Source organism: Rickettsiales endosymbiont of Stachyamoeba lipophora (genome assembly GCF_003932735.1).
Taxonomy (GTDB): Bacteria; Pseudomonadota; Alphaproteobacteria; order Rickettsiales; family 33-17; genus RICK01.
Map to the genome: position 1 here is coordinate 1414808 of NZ_CP033611.1, position 15523 is coordinate 1430330.

Here is a 15523-nt window from a genome sequence, read left to right on the forward strand (position 1 = left end):
ACATAAATCTATTTTGTTGAAAAAAGTGTTTAAATTAATTTAACATTATATAACATAAATATAATATTATTATTTAGCAATATTTTTTAAAATGACCAGATTTATAGTTACCTTTTTAATTTTTGCCAGTTTAGTTAGCTTTATTATCCTGGTTAATGATATCCTCACCCCTTTTGTAGCAGCAATAATTTTAGCTTATATCCTTAGCCCATTGCTTAATATGAAGTATATAACTAAGCTAAAAAGAGAATATATAAGCCTTATGCTAGTGCTTTTAATGATTAGCTTCATAGTGGTTTTATTTGTAACAATAATCCCTTATATTTTTCAACAATTTGCTATGTTACTTGCTAGAGTTCCAGAATATCTGCTGTTCTTTAAAGAAAAAACTCTTCCCTTTATTACTACTTGGGTAGAGAACCTTGATCCAAGCCTGGCAGGTAAATTAAAAGAAAATATAATATCTCAATTTGAAATGATATTAATTACGCTTACTTCTTATGCTAGTAATGTTTTACGTTCTGGAGTAGCAATTTTTAATCTATTTTCAACCCTTATATTAGTACCAATTATATTATTTTATTTGCTAATTGATTGGTATAAATTATCTGCCGGAATGTTCAAATTAATTCCAATAAAATATCAAGCTTATTTCCGTGAGTTACTTAAACAAGTTGATTATGTATTGGCAAATTATGTTAAAGGTCAATTGCTAGTATCTTTTATACAAGGTATATTTTATGGAGTTGTTTTAAGCTTATATGGTTTAGAGAATGGATTTATAATAGGTTTGTTATCCGGTTTTGCTACAATTATTCCATATTTTGGTGCTTTTTTAGCAGGTATGTTCGCTGTGTTAGTCGGTTACTTCAAAGAACCAACTTTAATGACTATTATAAGCATTTTTTCAATTTATGCAGTTGGACAATTAATAGAAAGTAACTTTTTGGCGCCTAAAATTCTTGGCAAGAAAGTAGGACTTAATCCAATTTGGATGTTATTTGCTATGATGGTCGGTGCGCATCTGTTTGGTTTTGTAGGTATAGTGCTTGCCATCCCTGTTGCTGCAGTAATTGGTGTAGTAATTAAATATAACCTTGCTCTGTATCATCAGTCATCATTATATTTAGATCAAAATTAATGACTGAGCAGATAATTTTACCGTTTTCGAATTTCACCGAAGAAAGCAATTTAATTTTACGCTCTGATTGTAATCGTGCGGCTTTAAAGTTTCTTGAGGCTTGGCCGCGTAATTTAAATTATATCAGGGTTGCAATCTTATATGGCGAGAAATCTGCCGGAAAAACAACTTTATTGAAATATTGGCTTAAATGCAATTCAGGTCTGATGATTGATAGCCTGAAAGAATTTTTATTAAACAGTGAAAGCTATATTGATTCTTACAATTGCTTTGCGCTTGATAATCTGATTCAGTCTAAATTTAATCAACAACATTTATTTCATTTATTAAATGTATGTCAAAATAAAACTCTGCTTATTACTACTGATTCAATAGATTTCAATAGCATTTTTGTGCTTCCCGATCTAATTTCACGGTTAAAATCTTATCCGGTAATACCTATTGAAAAGCTTGATGAGATGATGGCGCGGCAATTAGTAATTAAAACTTTCTCTCAGCAACAATTATCAATTGATGTCAAGGTAGTGGATTACATTATAGAGAATTTAGAACTTAACTATCAGAACATTAGCAATCTGATAGATAAGCTAGATAAGCACTCTTCACTACATAAAAAGAAAATATCTCTTTCTCTTGTAAAAAAGTTTATCCCTTAAGTTTAGTTGGCACAAAACTTGCTTTAATAAAAACTAACAAGTTAATTTTGGTTTTTATGAAAGGCTTATTACGTTACTTGGTCACTTGCATTTTATATATATTGCTAACCACAAATGTTGGCAATGCTATTTCATACCAAAATAGTGTGCGTATAAAAGACATAGTTAGCTTTGAAGGTATAAGGGAGAACTTGCTCATTGGCTATGGTTTGGTAGTAGGTCTCAATGGTACGGGAGATGATTTAAAAAACTCTATATTTACCCAAAAAGGACTAACTGATTTTCTAGAAAAATTAGGGATAAATACTCGCGGTGGTAATTTAAAAACTAGAAACGTTGCTGCGGTGGTAGTTACTGCTAAATTACCAGCATTTGCTAGGCAAGGCAGTAGAATTGATATAACCGTCAGTACTCTTGGTGATGCCAAAAGTTTACAAGATGGAACTTTACTTGCCACTACGCTTTTAGGAGCAGACGGGCAAGTATATGCAGTAGCGCAAGGTCAGGTGATGGTTTCTGGTTTCCAGGCGAAAGGCAATAACGGCACACAAATAAGTAAAAATGTAACTACTAACGCTTCAATTACTAATGGAGCAATTATTGAACGTGAAATACCGTTTGATCTAGCAAGAATGGATCATATCAATTTATCCTTACATAATCCAGATATTAGTACTGCTTTACAAATTGCTGATATTATCAATATCTCTAAGCACGAAGAATTAGCGAAAGCAACTGATCCAGGTACTGTTAAACTATTTATCCCTGTGGGAGAAAAGAGAGATATTGTACGCTTTCTAGCGAGTATTGAACAGCTAGCCATTTATCCTGATCAGCCTGCTAAAATCGTTATCGATGAAGCATCAGGCACTATAGTGATGGGGGAAAATGTAAGAATCAGCCCAATTGCTATAGCACAAGGTAATCTTACGGTTATTATTAAAGAACAAGCTGATGTAATCCAGCCAAACATTTTAGGTGCAGGTGAAACTGCAACTCAAAAGGCTAGTAGCATTGAGGTGGATGAAGAAAAAGGTAACCAAATGATAGTTATGCCACAAGGTACTACCTTGGGCGAGCTAGTAGATGGGTTAAATGCTTTAGGGATAGGTCCGAGAGATCTTATTAGTATCTTACAAACTATTAAATCTTCAGGGGCATTACAATCAGATATAGTATTGAGGTAACAGTATGGCTATGGATGTAAATGTAAATTATTATAATCAAATGGTTAAGCATAATAAGCAGCTTTTAATAGATGATAAATTAAACAATACCCTGATGATGAATAAAGCGGGCCAAGACAAAGAAATGATGAATTCAGCGCAAGGTTTCGCGCAAATGATGATGAAACAGTTTTTGGAAATTGCTTTGCCACCCATGCAAGATAATTTGTTTGGAGGCGGACAGGTAGAAAAATTATTCCATGATTTATATTTGGATGAAGTTAGTGATCGTATCACAGCGCCAGAAAATAGCGCGCTTACATTGCAAATTTATAATGAGATCGCAAAATTAAATAAGAGTAAAGTATGACAAAGCTTAATCCTAATCAGCAGGGTATTGAAAACCTTACAGATATCAATCGTGTTATTCATTTGCTTGAGAAAATGATTGAATTGCTTGATCAAGAACAAACACATCTAAAAAACATGGAAATAGAAGAGGTAGGTAAGCTGCAAGAGAAGAAAAATCCTTTAATGCAGTGGTTAAACGTCTTTCAAAATTATATTTCTAATTATAATCCTAAATTTTTTCAAACTCTTAGCAAGGAAGATTTACAGCGTTTTGAAGAAATATATGAAGTGTTTCAACAAAAAGTAAAAGAAAATACTACTGCGTTAGAAAAAGCTATAGCGGTAAATAAAGGGGTTATCGGCTGGTTTCATGAGGATATCAAGCATTCTCAAAATGTTAAGGCCTATAATCAGCAAGGTTTAATGAGTAATTTGTTATTCACCAAGAAAAATGATGATGAGCAAGATGGTGTGCCAACTGTACTTAACACAACAGCATAAAAGAGAATCAAGGGAGAAAAAATTATGGATTTAGCTCAATTTACTGCAATAAGAGGAATGAATGCCAATAAGGCGGCCTTTGATGTAATTTCTCAAAATATTTCCAATGCAAATAACGAAAATTATAATTCGAAAGTAATTAATTTTGAAAATGAAGTTATAGGCGGTAAAGGGGTTGGCGTTGCTGTATCTAAAATTAGCAGAAGAATGGATGAATTTTTACAAGTTGAAGTTAGAAACCAGCGTACTGAATTAGCCTACGATGGAATCCTTAATAGATACATGGATAGGGTACAGGTATTGTTTGGGCGTCCAGGTGAAGCTGGAACTCTTAACTATGAAATAGATCAATTTTTTAATTCTCTTAATTTTTTAGCTAATAATCCTGATTTAAAATTACAAGCGGTACAACGAGCTGATTCGTTAACAAGGCGCATTTCCGAAATGGCACGTGAAATGTATGATCTTAGATATGATGCTGATATAGAGTTTTCTCAACTTATAAACTATACCAATCTTAAATTAGTAGAGCTTGAAGATGTTCAACGTAGCTATAGTATTGCAATAGCCACCGGAGTAGATACCACCTCTGTAGAAGATGCCAGAGATGCAATACTAACTGAAATAGCTGAAATAATGCCTGTTTTTACTTCAGCTAAGGATCAAGTTATATCTGTAAATACTGTTGGAGGATTAGCTTTGTTTGATGCCTATCCTTTTCAATTACATTATGACGAAGCCAGTGGGCCGGATGTGTTTGTACATAATTTGCCGCTAAACAATGTTTCTACCTATCCTCTAAATGGCGGATCTGTTTATGATACGGCAAATCAAATTTTAGTTCGTGGGGGGAGAGAAGGAGAGATCTCTTCCAAACTAACTAGCGGTAAGCTTGGTGCTTTAATGCAAGTAAGGGATGTTGAGTTGTCTGAAATATTACTACAACTCGATCAGCTTACTGTAATGCTTAGGGATAAAATTAATGCAATTCACAATACAGCTGGATCAGTTCCTTCACCAAGTGAATTATTAGGTACTTATGAAATTACTTCAACTGCTTATCAGCAATTAGCCGGCAGTGTTAGAATAGCTGTTATTGACAATGATGGCCAACCTTTAATAAGAGAAGATGGTAAGGCAATAAACCCACTTTTGTTAAATTTAGGAAATCTAGATAGTGGCATTGGACGTGGCTCGCTTGAGGTTCAGACGGTTATAGATGAAATTAATCAATATTTTTATTATGATCCTTTATTACAAAAAACTACTATTGGTAATTTAGAAGACGTGAGAATTGCCTCGCGTACAACTAATATGGTTGCTAATGGGGTGTTTAATTTTGATTTTGAATTAGTTAATAATTCAGATAAAAACTCTGTTTTTTCAGTAGAAAATATACAAGTTTATGACTCAGGTAGCACACTTGTTGCTGGCGCGTTAACCACCTCGTTGCCCCTTACGCAATCAACATATCCTGGTGATAGAATTAGAAGCTCACAGTTGCAGGTGGATTTTGCAGGTGGAGGTGGTGGACCTTATTCTATCCAGGCTACTGTTAAGGTGGTAGATGAAGATGGAATTATCAATAGTTCAGTACTAGAATTTATTATAGATGATACTCCTGCGAGTGGCCCCAATATTATCAATGATCGTTATATCGCAAACTCTATTATTGCAGGAAGTGCTTCTTTTACTGCTGCAGGAAATGTACAAAAATATATTAAAGCAGAAATAGTTACTAACGAAGGGGTGACAGCAGCTTCAGGAGAGCCTGGATTTTTGAAACTAAAAGGATTAATTGAAGATATTGGTATTATTATAGATGATTTAGATAGTGAAGATTTTGGCTATACCTATAATAATGGACTAGTAATTAAACCTACATATAGAGGTTTTTCTCATTTATTTCAATTAAACAACTTTTTTGTTGAGAATAAAGAGGTTCGAAATTCTGCCCTAAATTTAAAGGTGCGAGATGATGTCTTGCAAAATAGTGGTCTCTTTTCAATTGGTAAATTAGAACGCTCACCAAGTTATATTGAAAATAAGTTGGTAGGCACTAGCAATGCTAGGGCAGATATCGCTTTTGCTGCTAATCCCGATATAGGTTCTACTATTACCATTAATGGGGTAACCTTTAATTTTGTAGCAGCAGCAGTTTTAGATAATGAAATTACTATAGGAGCTTCACTTGCTCAAACTTTAAATAATATAGAAACTAAGCTGAGCGCTACTAATACTACTACTGCAGGCACGGTCGATCAGGCAAATTATCAAAATAATGGCCTAAATACCTTAACTATTTTTTATAACACTAAAGGTAGTTCCGGTAACGGTTTTCCTGTAAGTTTTAATTTGGTTGCTGCTACCGCTACATTAAATAATGGTGCTGCTTTAGCTGCTGATACAGGCTCTTTATTTGGTGGTACGAATAAATTTGAAGCAGTAGAGGTTCAACCTAATAGTTATGAAATTGGTATGGGGGCAACCCAAGCTGTAATTGAGATGTCTTCACTAGTGGGACAGAGTTTTAGCTTCGGACGTACTGGGATTTTAAGTGCAATTACTACCACTATAGGAGGCTATGGAGCAGTTATTATCTCAACCAATTCTAACAAAGCTAGCCAAATTAGTCAAAATTTAGCAACTCAGCAAAATTTATATAATGCCTTTTATGAGAAATTTAGAGAAGGTAGTGGAGTAGATCTAGATAAGGAGCTTGCAAGTACAGTCATTTATCAAAATGCTTATGTAGCATCTGCTACGATTTTAACTACTACCAATAAATTATTCGAATCTTTTATGCATGCAATTAGGTCTTAAAAGATTTAAGGAGTAAAATTATGGCAGTGCAAGCTACACAATCATTTGCAAACTTAACTTCTTATACTAATACCATGAATGATATTAACCGAGCTCGCAATGAGCTAGAGGAGACCAAAAGGCAGATATCAAGCGGTAAAGCAGCCCAGACATTTGAGAAATTAAGTGATTTAGGAATAACCGAGGGAGTAATTGATAACGAAAGCAGAATAACCATATTAGAGGGCTATTTACAAAATAATGAAGTGATCAAAGCCAAATTAGATACAATGGATTTATCATTAGATAATTTGATTAAACAATTGACAGAGTTTCGTGGTTTTGTAGTACAAAAAAGAAGCTCAAGTGGTAAGTTTGTAGATTTAAAGTCTCTTGCTAAATCAGTACTTGCAGTAACGGAGGAAAATCTAAATGTTAAGTTCCAAGGTAAGTATGTGTTTAGTGGAAGTCGAGTTAATATAAAACCGGTAAATGGTATTATTGATCATAGTAATGTTATTAATAATAGAGTGAGTCCTAATTATTATCGTGGAGATGCAGTAATAGAAACCGGAAAAATAGCAGATAACTTTAGATTGGTATTTGGAGTCACTGCTGATAATAAGGCCTTTCAAAATACTATTGGTGCTCTCCACAAAGCAATAGAAGCAGGGGACAAAGATGAAAGGATTAAAGAGGCTTACGATTTAACTTCTACTGCAATAAATGATTTAATAGATCTCAGATCAACAGTTAGATATAGCCGCCAACAAGTTACCCAAATTTCAGATAACATGAAAATTTCACGTGATTATTATTATGAGTTATTTACCGAAAGCTTAGCAACTAAAGTTGAAGAAGCTTCAGTAAAATTAAATCGTGATATGGAAATCTTAATGGGAACATATCAAGCATACGGAAAATTATCTAAATTATCTTTAACAAATTACTTATAAAAGGAGAACTTATATGAAGGCTTTGCAAGAAAATCTAACTAATATGCTAACTAATAATGAGCAAGTTGTTGAAGTGGATACTAGGTTTGGAAAATTAAAAATTAATTTAGATAAGCAAATTAATTTTCCTGAAGGTATATTAGGTTTTGAAAATTTTACGCAATTTTGTTTAGCTGAGTATCCTAATACGGCTTTTTCTCAATTTAAAATCCTTCAATCCATTCAAAATTATGATTTGAGTTTTTTAATATTGCCGCTGGCAGATTATAATAATTTTGATCGGTTATATGATTTGAATGATTTAAATGAAGCTGGAAAAAAGTATAATATTAACATTAAAAACATTGTGTTAATTAGTATGGTAAGTATCAACAGAGCTAATGAAAATTCTACAGCTCAGGTATTTATTAATATGCGGGCACCTATTCTCATCGATATAGAACATTATAAAGGATATCAGCATGTATTATTAAATAAGAAATATCAAATTAAACATCAAATAGAATTAGGCTTTACTGAAATCAAATAATTTAAAGATAAAAAGATGTCTAAACATCTCAAAGATTTTACAGTTAGTGAATATAATTTTGTTAGTCAATTTAAATGCTTGTCTGATAAGTGCCCTAATACCTGCTGTAAAAAATGGGATATGCAGCTCGATATTAACACTAAAGTGTTATATGATACTGTTTATTCTAATTTAAAGTCTATAGTTACTATTAGTAATGGTAATTTTATCTTAAAACGTGACTCCAATAGTGATGCATGTATAAAATTTCAAAATGGTTTATGCGGAGTGCATAAAGAATATGGTAGTGAAGCATTAGGAGATGTTTGTTATTTTTATCCACGTTTGATTTATAAAATTGAAGATAGCTACCTGGTATCAGCCTCTTTATCGTGTCCTGAAATTACTCGCTTGGCGTTTTTCGGAGATAATCCACTGGAAATAAAGTTCAAAAAATATGAACGAGTTCCTATGGCTTTAAAAAATTATTTTGATGGGGTAAATAATTACCAATATTGTATTAAAATTCACAAATTTTTTCTTAATTTGCTAGCCAAGGAAAACACTACAAATGCGCTGTTAAAATGTCTTCATATAGCAAATGAGATTGCCCATATTCCTAAAAAAGAGTGGTATGATACGATGTTAGCTATTAATCAGATTGGCTCACAGCATGTAAATGAGGATAATTATGATAAATATGATCCGGCTAGATTAATTCAGTGCGCGGTAATGCTAATTAAGTCTACTCAAAAAACTCCTGATAAGGAAATTTATCGTTATTTTTCAAATGTTGAGCAATTAGGAAAGTTTATAATTAACTGGCATAGTACTAATATCGATTGCCTTTATAGTGAAGAGATAGACCTATCTCAAGAGCTAAGTAAACAATCTTTAAATTTCATTAATTTGATCCTAAAAAAATGGGTTAGATTACAGCTTATCAATAATTTTTATCCTTTCTCAGGTGTAGGGGATAACCTTTATGATAAAACGGTACATTTGATAGTAAAATATTTAATCCTTAAAATTATGCTTTATGCCAATTTAAACAATATTGAAGATGAAGAAAAACTGAAGCAAACCACTATTGAAATAATTTATATGTTTTCAAGAATCTTTGATCACATGGCGGATTTAAAGTTTTTTAAAAATATTATCGAGGATTATGGTTGGAATAATCACCATAAATTTATAGGAATGTTAAAAAAAATATGAGTACTTTAAAGCGCAAATTTGAAAAACATTATAGCCCAATTATAACGGCTGCTCTTAATAAAATCCAAGTGCTTTATCAAAAAGGTGATTATCCTGATGCTGAAGTTTTGATTATGAAATATTTGGAAATGGATCCTCGAGAAGATAGATTATTAGGGGCTTTAGCTTTAATTAAAAAGAAAGATAATCAAATTGCGGTAGCAAAATTTTTGCTTGAAAAAGCGCTAAGCTATAATGAGCATCCTTTTTACTATTATCAACTATGCGTACTCAATATGGAAATGAACTCACTTGATATAGCGTTAGAGTGGGGGCTAAAAGGGCTTAAAGTTAATTCAAATGATTATACGTTGCTGAAAAACGTAGCAATAATTTATTATAAGTTAAAAGATTATGATAAAGCGAAAGAATATTATACAAAAATCCTTATAGCCAATCCTGGAGATGAAGAAGCTAAAATATTAATTGAAGCATTTGAAAATGGTAAGGCAGAGATTATTCCAGATAATATTGTAGCAAATTTATTTGATAATTATGCTAATGATTTTGATACTCACTTGGTACAAGTATTGCAGTATCAAACTCCTACTTTGATGTGTAATGTATTAAAAAAATTTATTCATTTAGTTCAACCTAATTTAGATTTAAAAGTATTAGACTTGGGATGTGGCACCGGGCTTATGGCTCAGGAGCTAGAAAAAAATAATTTTACTCAAGAGGTTAAGATAACTGGAGTAGATTTATCGCTTAATATGATTAATATAGCTCGCAGCAAAAATCTTTATAATAAGCTTTATACAGATGATATTGAAAAATACTTAAATCAAGAAAATAGAAATTACCATTTAATTTTAGCATCAGATGTTTTTGTTTATATAGGCAATATTAACAATATTATTAAATTGTGCAAACAACATCTAAAATCTAATGGCTTATTAGTGTTTAGCGTTGAGTGTATGGAGGCTGATAATCAAGAAGAATATAAGATTATCACTGAAAATATGCGATTTAAACATAGTGAAAATTATCTTAAACGTATTATTAAAGAAGCAGGCTTACAGCTTCTGGATATAGAAAAAGTGATTGTTAGGCATAATCATAATATTCCAGTGCATGGGCTTATTGTCATTGCCAAAAATGAGTAAGAAGTTTTTTGGTTGCCAAGTGAGCATTGATATTTATAATTAAATCAAGAACTTAACAAGGGTTGTATATGTTAACTTTAGTAAAATCTATTTTAATTGGGCTAATTGTAGTAAGTTTAACTTCAGGTTGTGCTGAGCATAATAAATATTTTACTAAAGCAACTCTTGGAGCAACTCTTGGAGCATTGACCGGAGGTGCTATTGGCGCAAATGTTAAAGATGGTAAAGGTGCTGTTGTAGGAGTTGTGGCTGGTGCAGTGCTTGGTAAATGGGTTGCTGGTCATCTTGATCCGTTGACTCAGGATGAGTACAATATACATACTCAGCAAACTCTTGAAACTATGCCGATAGGCCAAACTTCTGAGTGGAATAAAGCAGAGAAGCGTATTGTTGCTAAAACCATGCCAGTTAAGACTTTTAAAAATAATGATAATTTTTGTAGAGAGTATACTCAAACCGTTGAAGTTGGTGATGAGAAAAAGCAAGCTCGTGGTATTGCTTGCCGCAAAAATAATGGTATGTGGGAAATTGTTGATTAAACAATTTAATCCTCTATAAATAAAAAAATTTTTAATCAAAAAAGTGAAATAATAAAATGGAAAATACAATGGAAGGAAAGTTACCTCTCAAGGGTAATTTAATGCAAGGTAAGCGTGGGCTTATTATGGGTGTAGCTAATGATAAATCAATTGCTTGGGGTATTTCAGAAGCTTTACATTTTCAAGGAGCTGAGCTGGCTTTTACTTATCAGGGAGAAGCCTTGCTAAAAAGAGTCCAACCTTTAGCAGAATCTGTGGGTTCAAATTTAATCATGGAATGTAATGTTGCTGATTTGAATTCCATTGATAGCGTTTTTGAGCGCCTTGAAAAAGAATGGGGCAAGTTAGATTTCTTAGTTCATGCTATCGGTTTTTCAGATAAAAATGAACTTAAAGGAAGATATATTGATACTAGCTTAGATAACTTTTTAATGACCATGAACATTTCATGTTATTCATTAACTGCAGTGGCAAAGCGTGCTGAAAAGCTTATGATAAATGCTGGCGGTGGTAGTATTGTGAGTCTTACTTATTATGGTGCAGAGAAAGTAATGCCTCATTATAACGTGATGGGTGTAGCTAAAGCTGCCTTAGAATCAAGTATCCAATATTTAGCAGTTGATATGGGTGGTAAAAATATTCGTATAAATGGTATTTCAGCTGGACCTATTAGAACTCTGGCTGCATCAGGGATTGGCGATTTTAGATATATTCTACAATGGAATGAATATAATTCTCCGCTTAAGCGTAATACTACCATTGAAGAAGTTGGCGGTTCAGCTTTGTATTTACTGAGCGACCTAGGTTCAGGTACTACAGGTGAAATTTTACATGTTGATTCAGGTTATCATGTAGTAGGAATGAAAGCTGTTGATGCTCCTGATATTAGTGTGGTTAATGGAAATGGTAGTTAGCACAGCTTATATTTAATTTAATAACAATATTTTAGGCAGACTTTTTAGATAAAAAAGGATCTTATAGTAATTAATAAGATCCTTTTTTATTAAATGTAATAAATATAACAAAGCGTTTATAATTATTTAAGGGTTGTAACGAAAAGTATATAACCATGATATTATAAATAAGAATATTCTCATATGTTTGTAGTTTATATTTTAATGATTGGCTGATCTAAAAATAATCACATGAGATTATTGAAAAAATGTATTTTAATTTTTAAATATATAATTGGAGTTTTATATATTTTTTTAAGGGTATGTTATGTCTAATACTTTTGGCCATATTTTAAAAATTACTACCTGGGGGGAAAGCCATGGGGCTGCCATTGGAGCAGTGATGGATGGTTTGCCGCCTAATATTGAACTTGATGTTTTAAAAGATATTCAGCCCTTTATGGATATGAGAAGGCCAGGGGGGAGCAGCTATGTTACTAAGCGGCAAGAGACAGATAAAGTAGAAATTTTATCTGGAGTTTTTGAAAGTAAAACTTTAGGTACGCCTTTAAGCCTTATTATCTATAATCAAGACCAGCAGTCCAAAGATTATAGAGAATTAAAAGATGTATATAGACCGGGACATGCAGACTATGTTTATCATAAAAAATATGGCCATGTAGATTACCGTGGTGGTGGCAGAGCAAGTGCACGGGAAACAGCCATGAGGGTTGCTTGTGGAGCAGTTGCTCGAAAAATTATACCTTTTATCTCATTTTCTACGCAAATTACCGAAATTGGTGGTATGGAAGCTAGCTTGGTCAGTGAAGGTGAGATTGATCAAGTATTTAGAACTAAAGATGTACAGGCAGCATTAAAATGGCAGAATTTTATTGAAGAGTTAAGAATAAGCGGAGATTCGGTTGGAGGAGTGGTTGAAATAAGGGCTAGTGGAATACCAGTAGGTTTAGGCTCACCTATTTTTGATAAATTAGATGCAGAAATTGCTAAAGGTATGATGAGCATACCAGCCGTAAAAGCAGTTGAAATTGGCGCGGGTATAAGCTGTGCCCAAAGTTACGGTTCACTTAACAATGATCAAATGAGTAATGGAGATGATTTATTTCTATCTAATAATAGCGGAGGAATAGTAGGGGGAATATCTACCGGGCAAGATATAATAGTCAGAGTATATTTCAAACCTACTAGTTCTATTAAAGTTACCCAAGAAAGTATAAACTATAACCAAGATCAGGTAAGAATTAACATAAAAGGTAGACACGATCCTTGTGTTGCATTAAGAGGATGGATTGTTGCAGAATCAATGCTTGCAATTATCTTAACAGATTATTATCTTTGGGATCAAATTTTAACTAGATATAGATGAGAACAATATATGAAGTTACAGCAATTAATGAAACGTGGTACCGACTTTTTGGGTACTAAATACGCTATTCTTGGTGGAGCTATGTCATGGGTTTCTGAATCTAATTTGGTTGCGGCTATTTCTAATGCAGGCGGATTTGGAGTAATTGCTTGTGGTTCCATGACTCCTGATCTTTTAAGGCAAGAAATTAGCAAAACTCAAGCCAAAACTGCTAAGAGCTTTGGAGTTAACCTAATTACTATGCATCCTGATTTAGATCGGTTAGTAGATGTATGCATTGAAATGAATATAAAATATGTAGTTTTAGCTGGCGGTATGCCAAAAGGTATTACTATTGCTAAGCTTAAAGAAGATGGTATCCGTGTAATCTGTTTTGCACCTGCTTTAGTAATTGCAAAAAAGCTAATGAGAAGCGGGGCGGATGCTTTAGTTATTGAAGGAATGGAAGCAGGAGGGCATATAGGGCCGGTAGCAACTTCAGTGCTAGTACAAGAAATTATCCCTCATATTCAAGAAATTCCTGTGTTTGTAGCAGGTGGTATAGGTCGTGGTGATATTATGGCAAGCTATCTTTTGCAGGGAGCGGCAGGGTGCCAGCTTGGAACGAGGTTTGTTTGCGCTCATGAATCAATAGCGCATCCTAATTTTAAACAAATATTTATTAAATCACAGGCAAGGGACGCAGTCACTTCTATACAAATAGATAAAGATTTTCCGGTAATACCAGTTAGAGCAATTGAAAATAAAGCCTCTAATGAGTTTATTGAATGCCAAAAACAAACCTTAGAAAAATATAGAAATGGTGAGCTTAACAAAGAAGAAGCCCAGCTTAAAATCGAACATTTCTGGGCTGGGGCTTTAAGGCGTGCAGTAATTGATGGGGATATTGAAAATGGCTCTTTGATGGCAGGACAATCTGTGGGAATGGTGAATAAAGAGCAACCCACTGAGGAAATTATTCATGAGCTAATTACCCAAGCACAAGAATTTTTAAATAAACAAAACTTTGCAGCCTGAATTTATCCTGAGAAAATAAGAATGATCATTTTTTTAAATGCTCATTTTTTCATCTAGCACATTTTTAACTGTTAAAGTTATACAATAATTTCCAATCAATCATAATTGCGTTTAAGCACTGATAGCTCTATGAATGATACCAGATCAATATTTTGGAAATAGGCGAGAAGCAAAGCAATGATCTAGCATATTCATGGATATAATCCACGTACGCCAGCTATAGAAATGCAGAAAGAACCTTTCGGAGAAAAAAATAGCCTAAGTAGACTGCTGAAGCAAAATTTCATATCATAGCTGATAAAGTATTACTAGAAGATGTAGCCTAAAATGTTACTTTGATACTCGTGTTAGTGCTGCTATTTAGTTTATAGGAGTTAAACGTAATTTAAAGTAATGGAAGAAAGAAAGGTTTTAACAGGAGGGCCGAACGTTAGGCCTCAAGAGACCAGATTGATAAGGTGCATATACATACACCATTATTATAATGTAGCAATAAGCAAGAACTCACCTTTGGAGCTAGCTAAAAACATTTTAGATTATATTGAAGCACACTCACCTTATAACCTTTTATTCAATCAGGTTATTGGTAAAAGCTTATTTGATATAAAGAATTTATATAAAGCAATAAAACCTCTCTTAAGAATATAAAAAAGGTTTTAAATGATTATGCTAAGTAAAGATGTATTATCTACGCATAGCAGTAGCTCTTGGTGTTTCTGGGTTTGTACTATGGTAGCTATGTGTGTTTTGAGTAGCTGCTAGAGAAGTATTAGGAGACTGGCCGTTATGTAATGGAGATGTGCGTACATCGTTTTTGTGGTCATCTTCAGGTAGATAATCACAGAGGCTTTGCTTTGTATAGAATTTACAAATTTGATCTGCTAAAAAATAAAGTACATACAGGGTAGCACCTAATCCAATAGCAATGCCTAATGAATATTTAAATGTTTTTCCTGTTATAGCAGCAAAATCTTTAGTTTGTGAAAATAAAAACTTGCCTGTTTCTTGTAAAGTAGCTTTAAACATAAATTACCTGTATAGAAAGTTAATATAATACATATAAAATTAATATTTTTTTAAAAGCAAGAAAAAAAGATCAAAACTGAGCAACATACATTCCTACCAAGCACATGGCATAGATGATTATAAAGTAAAATACTTTAGCAGGTAATATGCTCAGTCGGTGTGAAGTTTGGTTGGTACAAACAGAATTTATATAAAAGAGGTTTTTAAATGATTATGC

The 15523-nt window shown here is 33.0% G+C and carries 15 protein-coding genes; 14 read left to right on the plus strand and 1 reads right to left on the minus strand.

Features of this window, described 5'->3' with window-relative positions; translation table 11 throughout:
• Positions 1 to 91 precede the first annotated feature (91 nt).
• The 14 genes from EF513_RS06495 (at position 92) to EF513_RS06560 (ending at position 14280) form a co-directional block, all read left to right on the plus strand.
• Positions 92 to 1141, plus strand: a complete 1050-nt coding sequence (locus tag EF513_RS06495; RefSeq protein ID WP_125216588.1) for an AI-2E family transporter — start codon at positions 92 to 94, stop codon at positions 1139 to 1141.
• Complete coding sequence (locus EF513_RS06500) at positions 1141 to 1797, plus strand: P-loop NTPase family protein (RefSeq protein ID WP_125216589.1); 657 nt, start codon at positions 1141 to 1143, stop codon at positions 1795 to 1797. Before EF513_RS06495 ends, EF513_RS06500 begins: the two co-directional genes overlap by 1 nt.
• A 56-nt stretch (positions 1798 to 1853) precedes the next feature.
• Positions 1854 to 2984, plus strand: a complete 1131-nt coding sequence (locus EF513_RS06505; RefSeq protein ID WP_125216590.1) for a flagellar basal body P-ring protein FlgI — start codon at positions 1854 to 1856, stop codon at positions 2982 to 2984.
• Positions 2985 to 2988: 4 nt separating this feature from the next.
• Entirely contained in the window at positions 2989 to 3333 is a 345-nt protein-coding gene (locus EF513_RS06510) for a hypothetical protein (RefSeq protein ID WP_125216591.1), read from the plus strand.
• Positions 3330 to 3815, plus strand: a complete 486-nt coding sequence (locus EF513_RS06515; RefSeq protein ID WP_125216592.1) for a hypothetical protein — start codon at positions 3330 to 3332, stop codon at positions 3813 to 3815. Before EF513_RS06510 ends, EF513_RS06515 begins: the two co-directional genes overlap by 4 nt.
• 24 nt (positions 3816 to 3839) lie before the next feature.
• Complete coding sequence (locus EF513_RS06520; protein ID WP_125216593.1) at positions 3840 to 6638, plus strand: FlgK family flagellar hook-associated protein; 2799 nt, start codon at positions 3840 to 3842, stop codon at positions 6636 to 6638.
• A 20-nt stretch (positions 6639 to 6658) separates the two neighbouring features.
• Positions 6659 to 7573, plus strand: coding sequence for a flagellin N-terminal helical domain-containing protein (locus EF513_RS06525; protein ID WP_125216594.1), 915 nt, complete (start codon positions 6659 to 6661; stop codon positions 7571 to 7573).
• A 13-nt stretch (positions 7574 to 7586) separates the two neighbouring features.
• The gene (fliW, locus tag EF513_RS06530) at positions 7587 to 8102 is read left to right on the plus strand and encodes a flagellar assembly protein FliW (RefSeq protein ID WP_125216595.1); all 516 of its coding nucleotides are present in this window, start codon (positions 7587 to 7589) and stop codon (positions 8100 to 8102) included.
• A 15-nt stretch (positions 8103 to 8117) separates the two neighbouring features.
• The gene (gene fliB / locus EF513_RS06535) at positions 8118 to 9299 is read left to right on the plus strand and encodes a flagellin lysine-N-methylase (protein ID WP_125216596.1); all 1182 of its coding nucleotides are present in this window, start codon (positions 8118 to 8120) and stop codon (positions 9297 to 9299) included.
• Positions 9296 to 10444 (plus strand): methyltransferase domain-containing protein, encoded by a 1149-nt coding sequence (locus EF513_RS06540; RefSeq protein ID WP_125216597.1) that lies wholly within the window; start codon positions 9296 to 9298, stop codon positions 10442 to 10444. Before fliB ends, EF513_RS06540 begins: the two co-directional genes overlap by 4 nt.
• Positions 10445 to 10512: 68 nt before the next feature.
• Entirely contained in the window at positions 10513 to 10983 is a 471-nt protein-coding gene (locus EF513_RS06545) for a glycine zipper domain-containing protein (protein ID WP_125216598.1), read from the plus strand.
• A gap of 56 nt (positions 10984 to 11039) precedes the next feature.
• Positions 11040 to 11897, plus strand: a complete 858-nt coding sequence (fabI, locus tag EF513_RS06550) for an enoyl-ACP reductase FabI (protein ID WP_241208580.1) — start codon at positions 11040 to 11042, stop codon at positions 11895 to 11897.
• Between the two features lie 307 nt (positions 11898 to 12204).
• On the plus strand, positions 12205 to 13263 hold the full coding sequence (gene aroC, locus EF513_RS06555; protein WP_125216599.1) for a chorismate synthase: 1059 nt from the start codon (positions 12205 to 12207) through the stop codon (positions 13261 to 13263).
• A 9-nt stretch (positions 13264 to 13272) separates the two neighbouring features.
• Complete coding sequence (locus EF513_RS06560) at positions 13273 to 14280, plus strand: NAD(P)H-dependent flavin oxidoreductase (RefSeq protein WP_206425194.1); 1008 nt, start codon at positions 13273 to 13275, stop codon at positions 14278 to 14280.
• A gap of 684 nt (positions 14281 to 14964) precedes the next feature.
• Here EF513_RS06560 and EF513_RS06565 read toward each other — a convergent pair.
• The gene (locus tag EF513_RS06565; RefSeq protein WP_125216600.1) at positions 14965 to 15306 is read right to left on the minus strand and encodes a hypothetical protein; all 342 of its coding nucleotides are present in this window, start codon (positions 15304 to 15306) and stop codon (positions 14965 to 14967) included.
• Positions 15307 to 15523 lie beyond the last annotated feature (217 nt).